This is a genomic window from Enhydrobacter sp. (assembly GCF_030246845.1).
In the GTDB taxonomy this organism is placed as follows: domain Bacteria; phylum Pseudomonadota; class Alphaproteobacteria; order Reyranellales; family Reyranellaceae; genus Reyranella.
Window position 1 is genome coordinate 455,724 of record NZ_CP126889.1, and the last position, 15,138, is coordinate 470,861.

Sequence of the window (15,138 nt, forward strand, 5' to 3'; positions counted from 1 at the left end):
TATCGCTCGCATTATGTCCAGAACGCGAGCAGTTGCCTCCGAAGGCCCGGCGTCGCCGCCGGCAGTCGCAGTAGCGACGCAGGTTTTCCGCACGCCGCCAATGCGAGTAGACAATACGAGCGATCACTCGCAAATTCCGGACGATCACCCGACTTCAACGACGAAAGGCACGGCGATGTCCACCCTCCCCTATCGCACCTTGATCCATTACAAGCGCTGGGCGACCAATGGCCTGAATGCGGTCGTCGCGGGCAACCTCGAACGCATGCCCGAAGACGAACGGGTCCTGGTCCGGCGGCTGCTCGACCATATTCAGGTGGTCGACGAGATCTTCCGCCACAATCTCGAAGGGCGTCCCCACGGCTATGGGGCGCCTCGCTCGGTCGAGCTTCCGTCCTTCGACGTGCTGGCGCGGGAGGCCCGTTCGACGGCGGACTGGTACGCCGACTATGTCGATGCGCTCACGCCGGAGGAAGTGAACGAGACGATTGCCTTCTCTTTCGCGAACGGCGAACCTGTGCGCATGACGCGCGGCGAGATGCTGCTGCACGTCGCGATGCATGCCGGCGGCCATCGCGGCCAGGTTGCGTTGCTGCTGCAGAAAAACGGCATCCAGCCCTTCCCCGACCGCATCACGGATTTTCTAGATGCCGAGGATGCCCGCTCGCAACGACAGGTCCCCGCCGAGGTGATGCCATGACGAAGCCAATCTCGCTGGAACGTTTCCCGATCCATCTCGGCCTCGGCGCCAGGGCCGAGCCGCAGCCCGAGTTCACCGGCATGGAATGGTATGCCGCCTATACCGAGCGCAACGCCGCCGACGGCAACGAAGGCCGGCTGGTCTCGCTCTACAGCTTCAGCGAGAGCTGGACGAGCTGGGAGCGGCATCCGCTGGGCGACGAGGCGGTGATCTGCACCGCCGGCGAGATCACGCTGATCCAGGAGCTGCCGGACGGGCCGCAGAAAGTCACGCTGCGCGCAGGCGACTACGCGATCAACCCGCGCGGCGTCTGGCACACCGCGGATGTCGCCGGCCATGCCACGGCGCTGTTCATCACCGCGGGCGTGGGAACGGAGCACCGTCCGCGGACCACGTGAGGCCGAGCCCGGCCAGGCACTGATCTTGACCAATCGGTTGGCAGCCGGCACGGTGCCCGCCGCCACGAGGCAACGCGCGGCGCGGGCCTCTGCGTCGATGTGGAGCTCGATCTCGCGGCGATCCCGTGTTCGAGGGACGCGCCCAACGGTGGAGGCCGGCAGATCATGGAGAGCATTTTCGACGGCCGCTCGAAGCGCCAGTACGCGGCACTTGCCGTCTTCGCCGTGATCCTCGTTGCCGGCCTCTACTATGTGAAGTGGCATCCCTACTATCTGCGCAGCTTTGTCGCCGCATCCAAGCAATCCATCGGTTCCTCGATCCTGTTCACCGGCGGCGCAAACGCCATCCCCTCGCCGGGATGGGACGCCGCGTGGGGTTATGCGATCGCCTACGGCAAGGCGATCTGGCAGGCGATGGTGCTGGGCCTCCTGCTCGGCTCCGGCCTGCAGGCGGCGATCGTGCCGCGGCGCTGGATGGAACGCCTGTTCGGCCGCGTCGGCCTGCGCGGCGTCACCGCCGGCGGCCTGATGGCGGTGCCGGGGATGATGTGCACGTGCTGCAGCGCGCCGGTGGTCGTCGGCCTGCGCCGGGCCAGGAGCAGCATCGGCAGTGCCGTCGCCTTCTGGCTCGCCAATCCGCTGCTCAATCCCGCGACGCTCGTGTTCACGGGGTTCGTGCTCGGTTGGCAATGGGTCGGCCTGCGCTTCGCCTTCGCGCTGCCGGTCGTGTTCGGCGCCGCCTATCTCGCCGAGCGCGTCGCGGGTGACGCCGCGGCCGCGTCGCCTGACGACATCGAACCCGTCGAGCCGGCGGCCACGGCCGAGACCGACGGTTTCCTGGTGCGCTGGGGCCGCGAGCTGTGGCGCCTCAGCATCCGCCTTCTGCCGGAATACCTGATCATCGTGCTGGCCCTCGGCGCGGCACGGGCATGGCTCTTCCCGACGATTCCGTCTGCGGTCGGCAACGACCTTCTGTGGATCGCGGCCGTGGCCATCGCCGGAACGGCGTTCGTCATACCGACGGCCGGCGAGGTGCCGATCGTGCAGAGCCTCCTGGCGCTCGGCCTCGGCGCGGGCCCGGCCGCGGCGCTGCTGGTCACCTTGCCGGCGGTCAGCGTTCCGGCCGCCGTCATGGTCTCGCGCGTCTTCCCGCCGCGGGTGGTGTGGTTCGTCGCGGCCGTCGTGGCGCTGAGCGGCCTCGCCGCCGGCCTCGTCGCGATCGGCCTGGGCTTTTAGCGGGGAGCGAGGAACAATGCCCGGCACGGTCCGCCTTCATCGCGTCATCGCGACCGCTCCCGAGAAAGTCTACCGCGCCTTCCTCGAGGCCGACGCCATGGCGAAATGGCTGCCGCCGAATGGCTTTGCCTGCACCGTCCATCATTTCGAGGCTCGAGTGGGCGGCAGCTTCAGGATGTCCTTCCGGAATTTCACCACCGGCCACAGCCACTCCTTCGGCGGCGAATATCGCGAGCTCGTGCCCAACGAACGCCTGCACTACACGGACAGGTTCGACGATCCCAACCTGCCGGGCGAGATCCATGTCACGGTCACGCTGAAGAAGGTTTCGGTCGGCACCGAGCTGAACGTCGTCCAGGAAGGCATTCCGGACGTCATCCCCGTCGAGGCCTGCTATCTCGGCTGGCAGCAATCGCTCGACAACCTGGCGAAGCTCGTCGAGCCGGAAATCAACCAGTGAGGCGGCGCTAGAACATCTCCGGTGTGATGACGTTCTGCGGTCGCGGTCCGACCAGGGCCGCACGCATGGTTTCCGCCGCCTTGAGCCTGGTGTCGTCCCACGCCTCCGGTGTAAAGAAGGCGGAATGCGGCGTGATGATCAGCCGCCCCTCGCACCACGGCTCGCGCGCACGATAGGCGCGGAGAAGTTCCGGAACGGGCTCGACCGGCGGCTCGACGGGAAGGACGTCGAGCCCGACGCCGGCGAGATGCCCCCGCTTCAACAGGTCGGCGAGTGCGTCGACATCGACGATCGGCCCGCGCGCGGTGTTGACTACCACGGCTCCCTTCGGCAGGCGCTCCAGCATGGCGCGCGAGATCATGCCGCGGGTCTCCGGCGTGAGCGGCGCATGGATCGAAAGGATGTCCGTCTGCTCCATCAGCGCCTCGAGCGAGCGCACGCGTTCGACACCGACGCCGAGCTCGGTGCCGTTCGGCATGTAGGGGTCGTAGGCGACAACGCGGAACTGGAAGGCCTTTGCCCTGAGTGCCGCCGCCGTGCCGATGCGGCCCAGGCCGACGATGCCGAAGGTCTGCACCCCGTTGCGCCGCAGCAGCGGGTCGCGCACGTAGCTCCACGGCGCCGGCTGCGGCCGGCGCTGCGCCTCGAGATGGAGTGCGATGCCCCGGCGAAGCGACAAGGCCAGGGCCAGCGCGTGGTCGGCCACCTCGGTGGTGCCGTAGTCCGGCACGTTGCACACCATGACCTTGCGCGCGGCAGCGGCCTTGCGGTCGATCTTGTCGTAGCCGACGCCCATGCGCACGACGCAGGCGAGCCTGGGGAACCTGGCGAGATGCTCGGCCGTCACCGCGTGCCGCATGATCATCAGGCCGTCGACCTCGGCGCAGTCGCGCTCCTCGAGCTGCGCCAGGTTGGCGACATTGCGCCACACCACGCGCACGTCGGACCCGAACACCTCGCGCTCGACCTTGTCGTTGTCGTACAGCTTCTCCGCATACAGGACCGTCTTGACCATTGCCTGAACATCTCCTCCGTGAGCCGGCGCATCCTAGCAAGCATGCGCCAGGTCGCCAGATGCTCGCCCTCGATCAACGGCGAATCATGTTTGCGCCGGCAGCTCGGCCGGCCCGGGTGATCGGGAAGATCTCGCGCATGTAAGCCGCCAGCATCGTGCAATAGTCTGTCGCGAAGCGGGGCAATGGACGTCTCTTGTCCCAGGAAATGGTCAGGGGCTCACGCAAGAGGCGGCCTCTGTACGTCAGGCCGACGGCTTTCACCCGATAGCGGTGACACTGCAGTTGCGCGGGAACAATCGCCACGCCGTGTCCCGCCTCCGCGAGAGCCAGCAAGGTGTGCGGGTTTCGGCTTTCAAACATGATTGTCGGCTTCAATCCCGCCATGCGGCTGGCCGCGTCGAAAGCACGGCGAAATCCGAATCCGCTATCCAACAGGAGCAACGGAAAGTCAGCGAGACGGGCAACCTCGATCGTGCGGCGGCGAGCGAGCGGCGTCGAGGGACGGCAAACGGCCAACAGCTCCACCGATTCGAGCGGAAGGCTGCCGAAATGGCGCTCGTCGAGCTTGATGGCATGCAGCAAATTCTGGCCGAGGTGAATTTCGCCGCGTTCGAGCATCGTCAATATCTCGCCGCCCGATCCCTCGCTGATCTTTATCTGGACCTTCGGATAGCGCTTCGCGTAACGGTGCAGGAACCCGGACAAGACGCTTTCGATATGTTGCGGCGAGCCGGCAATCCTCAGGACTCCCGTATCGCCATGACGAAGCAGCTCGGCCTGCTCTTTCAGGGCACTGGCGGAATTGAGAAGGACGCGGCAGCCCGCGAGCAACTGATCGCCTTCGCCGGTCAGGAGAAGCCGCCGCCCGACGCGATCGAAGAGTCGCAAGCCGAGCTCATGCTCGAGATCGATGATCTGCCGCGACAAGGCCGGCTGGGCGATCCGCAGGCGCAGGGCCGCCTTGGAGACGGTGCCGAGTTCGGCCACGGTCACGAAGGTACGGGCGTGTCGCAGGTCCATGCCGGCTTATAGCGTATCGGCATAAGAAAGGAGAGTTCTTATGTATTGGACGCGCGGCGACCGCCGGCGCCAAAGTCGCCTCGCTCAGCGGTTGAAGGGAGCGCAAATGAGTCCTCGATGGAAAATCGGCCTCGCCATGCCAGCGTGCGTCGCCCTGGGTGTCCTCGGCAGCGAAGCCCTTCATGGGCAGACCAGGCCGCCGGCATATTTGATCGGCCAGATCGATGTCAGCGACCCGGCCGGCTACGCCAGGGAATACCTCCCGAAAGCCAGGGAGATCATCAAAGCGCACGGCGGCCGTCTGATCGCCGCTGCGGGCGCGGCCGCGACCGGCCCGAAGGTCGTCGCCGTCGACGGGGAGGCCCCCAAGCGCGTGGTCATCTACATGTACCCGAGCCTGGAGGCGCTTCTGGCCTGGCGGAACGACCCGGCCTACGTACAGGTGCGCCACGTCGGTGAACGATACGCCAGGTATCACACCTTCGCCGTCGAAGGCGCCGCGGAGAAGCGGTAAGCGCTGCGGGAGAATTGCAAAACGCGGCGCTCGCCTCGCGTATGGTTCGTCGTGCCATTGCGGCAAGCTGCAACACTCAACCAGTCGCCAGATTCTAAGCGCGGATCGCCACCACTGCCGCCGCAGTCAGAATGACGGCGGCTGGCAGATGGCCCCACTCGCCACAGCGGATCAGCGTAATCACCGCGGCCATCAGGATCACGACACTGCCTATCGCGCCACCCCGCGACGTAGCCGGCACCAGTAGCAGCAATCGCGCTACCCCCTCGAGCCCGCCTGTCACCCGATGAAGACCGGCCGGATAGCCCCAACGCACAAAGGAGTTGCAGACCGATTGAGGCCGACGAAGTTGACCACGCCAGCCCCGATCATCACGACGCCGAGCGCGATCGGACGCCCGATCGCGAAGAGCTTGCCTGCTGGCAAGGGATGGTCCTCATGTTGCCGACTGCCGGGGTCCGCCATGCGCTGGCGGCTGGCCAAGGGGCGCCAAGGCGCCGATCTGCGTGAAGATGTCGAGGGCGTTGAGCTCGTCCCAATGCTCGATGAAGCGTCCGTCCTCCACACGCCAGATATCGATCGAGCGCATGGCGAAAGCGTTGCCTGTCGCGGGATATCCGAGGAAGTTGCCCGTGTGCGTCCCTTCGTAGCGGTAGCGGCCCACCAAGCGCGAGCCATCAGCCGACACGAAGACGTCTTCGGCGGACACCTTCAGGTCGGGTATGCCCGCGAGGATCGCGCCGAAGACCTTCTTGACGCCCTCTGGGCCGGGTTCGGCGAAGGCGTTGTGGTTCAAATAGCCGGGCGCGACGATCTCATCGAAGCGCGACACGTCGTGACCGGACACGATCTCGGCGAAGAGGTAGCCGAGCGTTACAGGATCGGTTGACATTGGGGTCTCCTGCCTTAAACGAGACTAATTGGTCTCGTCATGTCAAATAGCGAGACTGATCAGTCTCGTCAAGGATCACGGATGCCCCCCGCTGCCTCGCCGCGACCCGGACGCATTCTCGACCCCACCAAGCGCGCGGCGATCCTCGAAGGCGCGCGCGCCGTGTTCATGCGCGAGGGGTTCGCGCAAGGTTCGATGGACGCGGTCGCCGCCGAAGCCGGCGTGGGCAAGCAGACCATCTATCGCCACTTCCGATCGAAGGAGGCGCTGGTCGAGGCGCTGGTCGAGGCGATGTGTGCGCCGGAGGTCGTCCGACCGCCAACAAGGTCGCTGCCGGCCGGACAGCGGCTTCGCGAACTGCTGCTGGCATTCGTGACCGGCGCCGCCAGTCCGGACAGCGTCCGGCTTTACCGCGCCATTGTCGCCGAGGCCGACCGGATGCCGGGCCTGGGGCGCCTTTTCTGGGAGGCTGGGCCGCGTCAGGTCCGAGCGGCAATCGCGCAGCTATGGGCCGAAGAGCACGATACCGCGACGGCGCCTATCGTCGCCGAGCAGCTCGTCCAGCTCGCGCTGGGCGACGCGTACCAGGAGCTGGTCCTGGGGACCGGGTCGCCCAAGCCCGAGGTCTTCGAGCGTCAGATCGATGCGGCGCTGACGCTCCTGGAAGTGGCGTCTCGCCGGCGTCGGCGATGAGAAGGTCAGATCGGATCCCCCTTTGTGAGAAGATGCGAACAGGAGGCGCGCCGTTGAGTCTGCAACCGAGGCCGAAGCCGGTTAACAGCAATTGCCACGATCGGTCAGTGCCACGAGGAGGTCCTATCCCTCGCTATCCCAAGCCGCCCTTTTTCTACGACCGCTCACTCCCATTCGATCGTTCCCGGCGGCTTTCTGCGCCGCGACACCATTTCTTGTCAGAAGAAGCAAAGTCGCTCGCGATGTCCGCTCGGATTCGCTCCTTGATCCCGGTCGATATCGGCGCCTGCTCGACCAGGGCCAACAACTTCTGGCGGTCGACAAGGCCACATCTGGCGAGCTCCCGGGTGAAGATCCTGTCCTTGTCACGGGCCGCGACATACTCGTTCAGCAGCTCCGTGACATCCGGCTGCCTCGATGCGAACAAGTCGGCCTCCGCGGACATCACGATCTCGTCGGCCAAGTCGGGGTATTTGCCATGCAGCGCCTCGCTGCCGACAATCACGAACTGCTTCCGCCCGGTGATGTCACCGGCCGCTCGCAGGATGTGATCGAGCTGATGCTTCTTCATGCAGACGCCGGCCCTCCGACTGCGGCAGCAGGCCGACGAACGGCATCGACTCGCACAGCCGCGTGGCCGTGTCGTCGTGGCCCAGCATTGCCGCGAAAAGCTGGCCGTCGTCGCCACGTCGGGCGATCTTGCGCCACTCGTCGTATGCCGACACCCAGGCGCCCTGCTTCCGCCAGCGGTGCGGGTTGGCCAGGATCTGGGCGCGGATTTGTGCCGGCGTAAAATCCCGCACAACGGCGAGCGCAATGGACCGCTTCAGCTCATCCAGCGCCTGCGGGGCCAGACCGCCCTTCCGGCGCGGGCGCACGCCCTTGTCGGTAACCTCGAGCTGGTCGGATGGAAGGTGGCCCGTCCCTTGTTCAAGAGCCGCTGGTGATCCGCCCGATTGGGTTGACGGAGCATAGGGCGCTCGCGCTTGAGCCGCGATTGACGCACAGGTATTTTGGAGTCCTGAAAGGCAAGGAACCAAAATGAGCAACGAGGCCAAGACGCTGATCGAACGGGCACGCGCTCTGCCGCCAGAGGATCGCATTGCGCTGGTCGAGGACGTGCTCGACAGCCTTGACCATGCTGACCCCGCTATCGATCAACTGTGGGCGCGGGAGGCAACCGACCGTGTGGCAGCCTACCGACGCGGTGAGCTTGCCGCCAAGGACCTGAGCGAGGTTATCGCCAAATACAGACCGTGAAGGTCCGGCTTCTCGAGATTGCCGAGGCCGAGCTCGACCAGGCTATCCACTGGTAGCGCACAGACTCCCGGCTTGGGTAATGCGTTCTTGATTGAAGTGCTGTCCACTGTGGATCGCATTGTGCGCTTTCCCGAGGCGTGGCATCCGTTGGGCGAGGGCATTCGCCGGTGCCGCCTCGGCCGGTTTCCGTACGGACTGATCTACACCGTCGACAATAGCGACATTCTGGTTCTGGCGGTCGCCCACTTGCATCGCCGTCCGGACTATTGGCGCGATCGCCTGCCGCGATGACATGTCGGGTGCCTGCTCGACAGGCAGTCATCCCTACCATTTGACGAGCGACAGCTCGGGAATGTCGGCATAGTCATTGGCATTCATCGTCACCAGTGACGCACGGTGAACGATCGCCTGCGCCGCGATCATGCGATCGAGCAGCTTGCGTCTCGAATAGCCGGCTTGCGCCACGATCGCGCCGTAGGCTTCGGCGGCTTCATCGTCGAAGGCGATGGTCGGGATGGCTTCGAGGATCGCATCCAGCCGGGTGCGGCGTAGCCGGGCATGCGCAGGCTCGCGATAGACTCCGCCTTCCAGCTCGACGCGGGTAACGATCGACATCAAAACCGCATCGTTCAGTGCGGCGACCTTGTCCGTGATCGCCGGATCGCCATCGCGCAGATGGATCGCGACATTGGTATCAAGCAGATGCGCCATGGCCTAAAGCCGCGGCCGTTCCGGAAGCTCCTCCACGTCACGGCGCTCGACGTTCGGCGGCGCCGGCAAGGACCGCAGGCGCTTGATCATCGCAGGAATGGACTTGGCGGCCGGATAGATCGTCATCACGTCACCGGACCGCACGATGACCAGCTCGACGTCCTCACCGAACGCGACATCGCGCGGCAAACGCAGCGCTTCACTGTTGCCGCTGCGGAAGGTTCGGGAACGGACGACTGGCACGGCGACACTCCATGAGGATATATGCGTATATACGCCAGCCATCCGGATGTTGCAATGTGCTTTTTCACCATATTGTCGTCATGGCAGTAGTCGCAATCGGCGAAGAGTAGCCGGCGGTCATGACATCGGTCGAGCTGACAGCGCGCAGCACAACGCTGAATTTTCGGTGCAAATTTTTCTGCGCACGATGAAGAACCGTCTCGCCGATCCGCCAGAAATCTGCGCTCTTGATTCCAAACATGAATTCGGACGATCCGCGATTTGCTCGGTTTCAGCGACTATCGACATTGATCGGCGGACGCTTTGCATCCCGCGAATCAAACGAGCATCCATTTGGTAGTGTGAAATACCGTCGGTACCTATGGCACGCTGCACCAAGCTGCTCACACGGTAGGAGCTGCAATCTCGTCAGCAATAGATTCGATTTCTATTTCGTTGCCAGGGGAGTCATCATTGTAATAGGTGCTCCCGTTGGATCAGCAATCAAACACACGCGTCCAACTCCGGGAACGTCGTGTGGCGGCTCAATGATCGTCCCGCCCAATTGGGTCACACGAGCGGCGCACATATCCACATCATCGACCGCAACGTAGGCGTACCAGCTCGGTGACCGGGCGCGCGTGTAATCGATCGTCGGGTTCATCATTCCAGCAACGTCTTCGCCGCTACGCTGGAAGACTGTATATGTCCCGAACGGTCCCACCTCCACAACACGGCGAGTCCAACCGAACACCTCACCGTAGAAGGCGCCGCACTTGTCCTGATCGGTCGTTACGAGATGATACCAGACAAAAGCGCCGTGCTTGGTCATGGGTTTGCCTCTCCGCCGCTCTCTGCGATGACGCAACGGGAGAAGCAGCGAAACATCAATGACTATTGATGAAGTTCGCTGAGCAGTAAATCGTTAACTACGCTGTAGTGTCTTACCCCGCGCCACTATACTCCCCCTCACTCCCACTCATCTGTTTTTTGCTATGTTAATGCGCTGATTTTTCAGCGCAATTTTTTTCGATCGCGCGTCGCGATCCGAACTGCGAACCGACAAAAATTTCTGGTGCTGATTTTCAACAGAAAATCACACGATTCCGATTCAACGAGGTTTCAGCGACTATCAATGACGATCGGTCGATTTTTCGCCTCGTCGATCACGCAGCACGTTGCGCGCCAGCGCGAAAAATACCGTCGTCGCTTTAGCACGACCAGCAATCATTCGCCATCGCTCGCTCGCCAAGTTTCTCGCTTAGTACCATCTCGACGGCGTGAAGGCGTGATCATCGTCGTCGCCGAACAAATGCGCGGCCGCGAACCGCTCCTCGATCGCCTGCGCAGAGAGGCGTGCCTCACGCTTTGCCAAGTGATCCTGTGCCCAAGCGAGGAAGGTCGAAAGGCGCGGCGTCGGTTCGGCCGCGACTTCTGTCGTGAGCATGGCGATGAGCCGGCGCAGCCGATCGAGCTCGTCGAGTTCCGCCAGGATGGCCCCAAGCCCAGCGATGCGACGATCCTCGATATGCTTGGCACGCTCCGCCAGTTCGCGCCGGCGTCGCTCTTCCTCCCTTCTCCGCTCCTCCGCTTCCCGCCTCAGACGTTGCTCTGTCTTTGCCGCGGCGAGCACCGCGAGCCCCACGCCGATCTCGCTCGCCATGGTCTCGAGCCGTTGGATCTTGGCGTCGCGGAAGTTGCGACGAGGCGCCGTGCCTCCTCCAAGCACATAGACCTGCTCGAACTCGAACGAGAGCTGACCCGTCGGGTGGTAGTCCCATTCGGGAAATCGCGGTCTGTCGAGGAGCACCGCATCCCAAGCATTGCGCCGTGCCGCCAGGTCACGCTTGCGTTGCCACGCCTCCTCCTTGGTACGCTCGGCATCGGTCAGCACATGCTTCTCGCGCTTGACCAGCTCGGAGATCGAAAAACCGACGACTTCGGTCTCAGATTTGAAGTGAGCTGAACCCTCACCGCTGACAAGCTGGAATCCCTGCAATGAAGCCGCCCGTACAATTCGCGGCAGGATACCTGCGAGGCGATCGACAGATCGCGGTGCAACCTCGCACTTGACCAGCCCACCTTCGCTGACGGCGATCAGGCCGATATCGGATGGTTTCTGCTTTCTGAGCTTGGCGATGGTGTGGTCGACGATCGGGTGCGGCGGTGCAGCTTCGTTGTCGTCGCCTTCCGACGCCTGTATGCGTGCCCGCTCGCGTGCGGCTGCCAGATTGGCGGATTCACGACCGAACTCACCATCGGCAATCGTGATCCTGTCAGGAGCACCGGGCTTCGCTTCCGGCAGTGGCGTCTGCTTCACCTTCTTTCCGGCCGCCTTCTTCGCCCACCAGCCGAGCGGCGGGTTGGGGATCCCATGCTTTCTGCAGATCTTGTGGAGCGCAACATCGGAGATGGCGAAGTCTTTCGCCAGGTGCGTCATCGGCTTGGACCAAACGAGCTCGTAGAATTGCTCACGCGTGAAGACTCGGGCCACGGTCTGGGAAAGGGCGTGCGGCGAGGACGGATCGGCGGTTGCTGCTCGATAAACTGCTGGATGAAGGGTCCGTCGTCGTCAAGGTCGAACGTCAGCCGGGCGCCTTGGCCGGTCCAGGCAAGTGTTCCAAAACGCTGGCGTGTCGGACGCCATTCCGACTTGACAGGAGCGCCGTCCGCGTTGGATCGCATCCATGCGGTCAAATCGTCAAGCTGCTCTCCATCCGGCAGAATGGCGGAGAGACAGACAATGCGCCGCTTGCCGGCGTCGTCACGCCGCAAGAGTCGCTGCACGAGAACTTCGTACCGGAGTTCGCGTTCGCTGGGGCCGATCAGGTGCCCTTCATCAAGCACGATCAGACCGACATCATCGATGAGGTCCGGATCGTTTCTCAGCGCGAAATCAAGCTTCTCGGGTGTCGCTATCACAATCTGCCGCGTGCGAAGCGCGTCTTCGTCGCCCGGCATCATGCCGCTCGCGCCGTACAATGAGGAAACCGAGAATCCCAACGGGGCGAAAGTCCGGCGGAACGATCGTTCGGTCTGGGCGGAAAGGGCGCGCAGCGGTGTCACGATAAGGATGCGCTTGCCAGCGCTGAGCGACATCAATGCGCAGACTTCAGCAACCCTCGTTTTGCCTGCGCTGGTTGGAAGTGCCACGACCAGATCGTCGTCGAGGTCAGTTGCGCGGCGCGCCGCCTCCAGTTGGGATGGCCAAAGCTCGATCTCCGCTATGTCGCGCGCATAGAGCGATGCGAGAAACAGCTCCCGCAGTTCGCCGTATTCAGTGGCACCCTGCGGCCCCTCGGACGGCAGAATGCGGTGAAGACTGTGCGCCCATAGATCGTCGATCAGGTTGAGCGCAACGCGAATGATCCACCACAGGGAAACCGCACCTGAATCGGCGGCGACACGCAGCGCTCGCCTGAGGAGCGTAAGAGCCTCCTCCTGTAGAGCCGCAGAACCCGTGGCAAGCACGAAGTCAAAGATCGCAAACGCTCGATGTACTGTCGTGGTCAATATGACAGACATGGTGTCGTCAAAGTCGGCGGCACCCTCCACCAGGCTGGCGCGGATAGCGCCGTCCTGATGCAGCGGATCACGGAGCCATGTACGCGCTTCGTTTCTCAGGGTCCGAAGATCCCTGAGAATCAGGCGGGCGAGCGCAAGTTCCCCCGGCGCGAAATTCGGATCCTCCTCACGCTGGCTGACGAGCGAGTAGGCCATCGCCGAATAGCCGGCAAGGTGATAGGAGGCCGCGCCCATCACGCGCCAGAAGCCGCGTTGCAGCGTTTCCGGCGAGCCGTTGCGAACGAGCGCCTCGAATGCGTTTCCCGCCTTCAGGAATCCGGGACGCCACACGCCTGTGTCGGCGCCCTGTTCACGCAAGGCAAGGCAAGCCCGGAGCAAGGAGAATCCATACTCGGACAGATCGGTGTCCAGCGTTTCCGCGAACTGCGGCGCGCCAGCGGGAAGCTCGCCTTCGCGACGGATGATCGCGCGGGCTTCACCACGGTAGAGCAGGCGTCCGCGGACACTGTCCCGCGTCGCTGTGCTGATAAAAGCTTGCAGTTCGTCAATCGTCTCCAAGGTTGCCGGCCTCTTCGTAAATCTCGGCTATGAAAGCCTGATGGCCCTCGACGTGGAACCCGGCGGAGAGGTGGTTGTGCGCCCCGTCGGCCTCTTCCAGATCGGCGTCCAGAACGGCGTCCGCGTTGTTTCCCGAGAGCGCGAACAGCCCGTGCGTGATCCGTTGCGGCGGAACAGCCCTAAGCGCTACCTCATCCCGGATTCGCCGCCCCAGGGCCTTGTCGTTTTCATCATCCGATTCAAGCAAACGATCGGCGACGAACAGCAGGGATATTGTCGTCGGGCGACCATCATTCTCGGAAAGACGCTCGCGGGCATCGGCGACGACGCCCTGCGGGACCGTGCGCCCGCTCTTGGCCTCGCCCTTGAGGAAAAGAAGCCGCTGCTCGTCATCCTCATCAATACCGACGTAATCATCTCCGCGCAGTGCCATTTCGCGACCGTCCTTGTAACGCAAGCGGCGCACGGGGATACGGAATCCAGTGTGGTGCTCAATGAATTCGGTGGCGATGATCTCGCCCAATTCTCCGGAGCGCTCGCGCGCCGTGCGCGGCAACCGTTCCCTGAGTATGGCGGACGCTCCGGGAAACCCTAGACGTTCCACGTCGTCCGCGATCTGCTCGAGCTTGTCGTAGTGGGAGCGGACGCGCTCGATAAGCTCGTCCTTGATGGCCGCCCTTCCACCAGCCTTTTCGGTCAGGCCGCACAGCTTCTTTCTTTCGCCGCGGGCCGTTTCGTCGATATCGCACCAATCATCGAACATGCGGCAAGCCCCCCAGTACTACGCGAGAACTATTTATTATTATGCGAGGACGACATCGCAAACGATGCGCTAGTCTATTCTCGGGCCACGATCGTTCACTCCGGGACCAGATCGGCTCTTCGCGCGCGCTCACGGTGGCGCGCAAGCCGACGCCGATGCTCATCTGTCAGCGGAATGGGGGCGCTCCAGCGCAGTTCGGCGCGCGCTTGCTCGCTGAGACCCGACGAGAACTCGGGCTTGCCCTCATCGTTGAAGGTGACGAGTGCGCGGTCGAATGCAGCATCCCAAAGGGCCGAAAGGAGGAGGCCGTTATGCACGTCGAGCCGCTCCGCATCGGTTTCGCATTCCGCCCATGGGATGATGTGCGAGGCGCGCAGCAGGGCCGCGTCGGAGATTCCCGTCAGGGGGCAGCGTCGCCGCCAGTAATCCATCAGGCGATCGCGAAAGATATCCTGCCCGATCCTCTGGACGACCAGCCGTTCGGCCTCCGTCGTGCGAGGCAGGTTTGCGACCCGATGCTCGAACTCTATGAGCGGTGCGTCGGGCAGGCTGACCCCGAGTTCATAGACACGGTGCAACACCCCATAGAGTGCGCCGAGCGTATCGAAGGCGAAACGAGCACGGCCGGGCCCGGCCACATCGGCCGCGGGCACACCTACTTCCTTGATGACGCCGTGATGGTCTAGGGCGAGATACCATGGCCCTGACGATCCTGTTGCGGCCAGGTAGATCTGACCCTTCGCCGTGGTCGATCCGAACGCCGCCCAGCCAGCCTCTTCCCCCAAGATGCGGCGAAAGCCGTTCTGCGACGCCGCTTTCTGACATTCCTCTCGAACGACAAACGATTGGGGCGTTTCGATCGTCATCGCGGCGGCGCTCAAATGTCCATTGCGAACAGGCGCCGCTCCGCCGGAGTCGAGCTCATTACGAGTCTCACGTAACGATCACCTTGCAGTTCGGACGGCGGAGCGGTCGTGGTCGTGACAATGTATTGGAAGCAAGGCGCTTCCACCTCTTCCTCCCATTGATGCACAAGGCTGAATAGGCGACACGCCGCGACGCAGCATCATCGACGCCATCAGCGCATCCGTCACCGGCCCTCGTTCCTCAGGGAGAGGCACGGTGACGCCAGTCGCCTTTCGGATTTCCTCGGCCTTGCGAAGAATGACC

At 63.6% G+C, this 15,138-nt stretch carries 21 protein-coding genes and 1 pseudogene; 8 read left to right on the forward strand and 14 right to left on the reverse strand.

From position 1 onward, the window contains the following. Positions 1–13 precede the first annotated feature (13 nt). The 4 genes from OJF58_RS02390 (at position 14) to OJF58_RS02405 (ending at position 2,794) form a co-directional block, all read left to right on the forward strand. Entirely contained in the window at positions 14–700 is a 687-nt protein-coding gene (locus OJF58_RS02390) for a DinB family protein (protein WP_300781473.1), read from the forward strand. Then, complete coding sequence (locus OJF58_RS02395) at positions 697–1,098, forward strand: cupin domain-containing protein (protein WP_300781474.1); 402 nt, start codon at positions 697–699, stop codon at positions 1,096–1,098. The genes OJF58_RS02390 and OJF58_RS02395 overlap by 4 nt, the downstream gene beginning before the upstream one ends. Before the next feature lie 165 nt (positions 1,099–1,263). Beyond that, positions 1,264–2,334 (forward strand): permease, encoded by a 1,071-nt coding sequence (locus OJF58_RS02400; protein WP_300781475.1) that lies wholly within the window; start codon positions 1,264–1,266, stop codon positions 2,332–2,334. A 16-nt stretch (positions 2,335–2,350) separates the two neighbouring features. After that, entirely contained in the window at positions 2,351–2,794 is a 444-nt protein-coding gene (locus OJF58_RS02405; RefSeq protein ID WP_300781476.1) for an SRPBCC family protein, read from the forward strand. 7 nt (positions 2,795–2,801) lie between these two features. Here OJF58_RS02405 and OJF58_RS02410 read toward each other — a convergent pair whose 3' ends face one another. After that, complete coding sequence (locus OJF58_RS02410) at positions 2,802–3,809, reverse strand: C-terminal binding protein (protein ID WP_300781477.1); 1,008 nt, start codon at positions 3,807–3,809, stop codon at positions 2,802–2,804. A 73-nt stretch (positions 3,810–3,882) separates the two neighbouring features. Then, the gene (locus OJF58_RS02415) at positions 3,883–4,830 is read right to left on the reverse strand and encodes a LysR family transcriptional regulator (protein WP_300781478.1); all 948 of its coding nucleotides are present in this window, start codon (positions 4,828–4,830) and stop codon (positions 3,883–3,885) included. Positions 4,831–4,870: 40 nt separating this feature from the next. Between OJF58_RS02415 and OJF58_RS02420 the strand changes: the two genes are divergently transcribed. Continuing rightward, on the forward strand, positions 4,871–5,344 hold the full coding sequence (locus OJF58_RS02420) for a DUF1330 domain-containing protein (RefSeq protein WP_300781479.1): 474 nt from the start codon (positions 4,871–4,873) through the stop codon (positions 5,342–5,344). A gap of 94 nt (positions 5,345–5,438) precedes the next feature. Here the strand turns inward: OJF58_RS02420 and OJF58_RS27060 are convergent. Together OJF58_RS27060 and OJF58_RS02425 are read right to left on the reverse strand one after the other, a co-directional pair. Further along, positions 5,439–5,681: pseudogene (locus OJF58_RS27060) on the reverse strand (DoxX family protein); the annotation flags it as partial. 99 nt (positions 5,682–5,780) lie between these two features. Further along, positions 5,781–6,236 carry an ester cyclase gene (locus tag OJF58_RS02425; protein ID WP_300781480.1) on the reverse strand — a complete coding sequence of 152 codons (456 nt, stop codon included), beginning with the start codon at positions 6,234–6,236 and terminating at the stop codon, positions 5,781–5,783. A gap of 81 nt (positions 6,237–6,317) precedes the next feature. Between OJF58_RS02425 and OJF58_RS02430 the strand changes: the two genes are divergently transcribed. Next, complete coding sequence (locus OJF58_RS02430) at positions 6,318–6,929, forward strand: TetR/AcrR family transcriptional regulator (protein ID WP_300781481.1); 612 nt, start codon at positions 6,318–6,320, stop codon at positions 6,927–6,929. Positions 6,930–7,083: 154 nt separating this feature from the next. On the opposite strand, the gene OJF58_RS02435 is transcribed toward OJF58_RS02430, so the two are convergent. Further along, positions 7,084–7,500, reverse strand: coding sequence for a hypothetical protein (locus tag OJF58_RS02435; protein ID WP_300781482.1), 417 nt, complete (start codon positions 7,498–7,500; stop codon positions 7,084–7,086). Further along, entirely contained in the window at positions 7,457–7,807 is a 351-nt protein-coding gene (locus OJF58_RS02440) for a hypothetical protein (RefSeq protein WP_300781483.1), read from the reverse strand. The genes OJF58_RS02435 and OJF58_RS02440 overlap by 44 nt, the downstream gene beginning before the upstream one ends. 163 nt (positions 7,808–7,970) lie before the next feature. On the opposite strand from OJF58_RS02440, the gene OJF58_RS02445 reads away from it, so the two are divergent. Next, the gene (locus OJF58_RS02445; protein WP_300781484.1) at positions 7,971–8,189 is read left to right on the forward strand and encodes an addiction module protein; all 219 of its coding nucleotides are present in this window, start codon (positions 7,971–7,973) and stop codon (positions 8,187–8,189) included. A gap of 87 nt (positions 8,190–8,276) precedes the next feature. Then, on the forward strand, positions 8,277–8,480 hold the full coding sequence (locus tag OJF58_RS02450) for a type II toxin-antitoxin system RelE/ParE family toxin (RefSeq protein WP_300781485.1): 204 nt from the start codon (positions 8,277–8,279) through the stop codon (positions 8,478–8,480). A 33-nt stretch (positions 8,481–8,513) separates the two neighbouring features. Here the strand turns inward: OJF58_RS02450 and OJF58_RS02455 are convergent, their stop codons facing one another. From OJF58_RS02455 to OJF58_RS02490, 8 genes are all read right to left on the reverse strand, one after another. After that, positions 8,514–8,900, reverse strand: a complete 387-nt coding sequence (locus tag OJF58_RS02455; protein ID WP_300781486.1) for a PIN domain-containing protein — start codon at positions 8,898–8,900, stop codon at positions 8,514–8,516. A gap of 3 nt (positions 8,901–8,903) precedes the next feature. Then, entirely contained in the window at positions 8,904–9,143 is a 240-nt protein-coding gene (locus tag OJF58_RS02460) for an AbrB family transcriptional regulator (protein ID WP_300781487.1), read from the reverse strand. Between the two features lie 64 nt (positions 9,144–9,207). Further along, complete coding sequence (locus tag OJF58_RS02465) at positions 9,208–9,384, reverse strand: hypothetical protein (protein ID WP_300781488.1); 177 nt, start codon at positions 9,382–9,384, stop codon at positions 9,208–9,210. Positions 9,385–9,570: 186 nt separating this feature from the next. Beyond that, positions 9,571–9,954, reverse strand: coding sequence for a VOC family protein (locus tag OJF58_RS02470; RefSeq protein WP_300781489.1), 384 nt, complete (start codon positions 9,952–9,954; stop codon positions 9,571–9,573). A gap of 429 nt (positions 9,955–10,383) precedes the next feature. Continuing rightward, the gene (locus tag OJF58_RS02475) at positions 10,384–11,562 is read right to left on the reverse strand and encodes a hypothetical protein (protein ID WP_300781490.1); all 1,179 of its coding nucleotides are present in this window, start codon (positions 11,560–11,562) and stop codon (positions 10,384–10,386) included. Beyond that, the gene (locus OJF58_RS02480) at positions 11,559–13,205 is read right to left on the reverse strand and encodes a DEAD/DEAH box helicase (protein ID WP_300781491.1); all 1,647 of its coding nucleotides are present in this window, start codon (positions 13,203–13,205) and stop codon (positions 11,559–11,561) included. Before OJF58_RS02480 ends, OJF58_RS02475 begins: the two co-directional genes overlap by 4 nt. Continuing rightward, positions 13,192–13,968 carry a Hachiman antiphage defense system protein HamA gene (locus tag OJF58_RS02485; RefSeq protein ID WP_300781492.1) on the reverse strand — a complete coding sequence of 259 codons (777 nt, stop codon included), beginning with the start codon at positions 13,966–13,968 and terminating at the stop codon, positions 13,192–13,194. The genes OJF58_RS02480 and OJF58_RS02485 overlap by 14 nt, the downstream gene beginning before the upstream one ends. Positions 13,969–14,063: 95 nt before the next feature. Beyond that, positions 14,064–14,834, reverse strand: coding sequence for an HNH endonuclease signature motif containing protein (locus tag OJF58_RS02490; RefSeq protein WP_300781493.1), 771 nt, complete (start codon positions 14,832–14,834; stop codon positions 14,064–14,066). Positions 14,835–15,138 lie beyond the last annotated feature (304 nt).

What these genes read in the sequence shown, in the direction of transcription:
- OJF58_RS02445 (WP_300781484.1), top strand. Translation starts at nt 7,971, where the DNA reads ATGAGCAACGAGGCCAAGACGCTGATCGAACGGGCACGCGCTCTGCCG.
- OJF58_RS02485 (WP_300781492.1), bottom strand. Translation starts at nt 13,968, where the DNA reads ATGTTCGATGATTGGTGCGATATCGACGAAACGGCCCGCGGCGAAAGA.
- OJF58_RS02395 (WP_300781474.1), top strand. Translation starts at nt 697, where the DNA reads ATGACGAAGCCAATCTCGCTGGAACGTTTCCCGATCCATCTCGGCCTC.
- OJF58_RS02430 (WP_300781481.1), top strand. Translation starts at nt 6,318, where the DNA reads ATGCCCCCCGCTGCCTCGCCGCGACCCGGACGCATTCTCGACCCCACC.
- OJF58_RS02475 (WP_300781490.1), bottom strand. Translation starts at nt 11,562, where the DNA reads ATGACGCACCTGGCGAAAGACTTCGCCATCTCCGATGTTGCGCTCCAC.
- OJF58_RS02410 (WP_300781477.1), bottom strand. Translation starts at nt 3,809, where the DNA reads ATGGTCAAGACGGTCCTGTATGCGGAGAAGCTGTACGACAACGACAAG.
- OJF58_RS02490 (WP_300781493.1), bottom strand. Translation starts at nt 14,834, where the DNA reads ATGACGATCGAAACGCCCCAATCGTTTGTCGTTCGAGAGGAATGTCAG.
- OJF58_RS02420 (WP_300781479.1), top strand. Translation starts at nt 4,871, where the DNA reads ATGTATTGGACGCGCGGCGACCGCCGGCGCCAAAGTCGCCTCGCTCAG.
- OJF58_RS02435 (WP_300781482.1), bottom strand. Translation starts at nt 7,500, where the DNA reads ATGAAGAAGCATCAGCTCGATCACATCCTGCGAGCGGCCGGTGACATC.
- OJF58_RS02465 (WP_300781488.1), bottom strand. Translation starts at nt 9,384, where the DNA reads ATGTTTGGAATCAAGAGCGCAGATTTCTGGCGGATCGGCGAGACGGTT.
- OJF58_RS02455 (WP_300781486.1), bottom strand. Translation starts at nt 8,900, where the DNA reads ATGGCGCATCTGCTTGATACCAATGTCGCGATCCATCTGCGCGATGGC.
- OJF58_RS02415 (WP_300781478.1), bottom strand. Translation starts at nt 4,830, where the DNA reads ATGGACCTGCGACACGCCCGTACCTTCGTGACCGTGGCCGAACTCGGC.
- OJF58_RS02425 (WP_300781480.1), bottom strand. Translation starts at nt 6,236, where the DNA reads ATGTCAACCGATCCTGTAACGCTCGGCTACCTCTTCGCCGAGATCGTG.
- OJF58_RS02390 (WP_300781473.1), top strand. Translation starts at nt 14, where the DNA reads ATGTCCAGAACGCGAGCAGTTGCCTCCGAAGGCCCGGCGTCGCCGCCG.
- OJF58_RS02400 (WP_300781475.1), top strand. Translation starts at nt 1,264, where the DNA reads ATGGAGAGCATTTTCGACGGCCGCTCGAAGCGCCAGTACGCGGCACTT.
- OJF58_RS02405 (WP_300781476.1), top strand. Translation starts at nt 2,351, where the DNA reads ATGCCCGGCACGGTCCGCCTTCATCGCGTCATCGCGACCGCTCCCGAG.
- OJF58_RS02470 (WP_300781489.1), bottom strand. Translation starts at nt 9,954, where the DNA reads ATGACCAAGCACGGCGCTTTTGTCTGGTATCATCTCGTAACGACCGAT.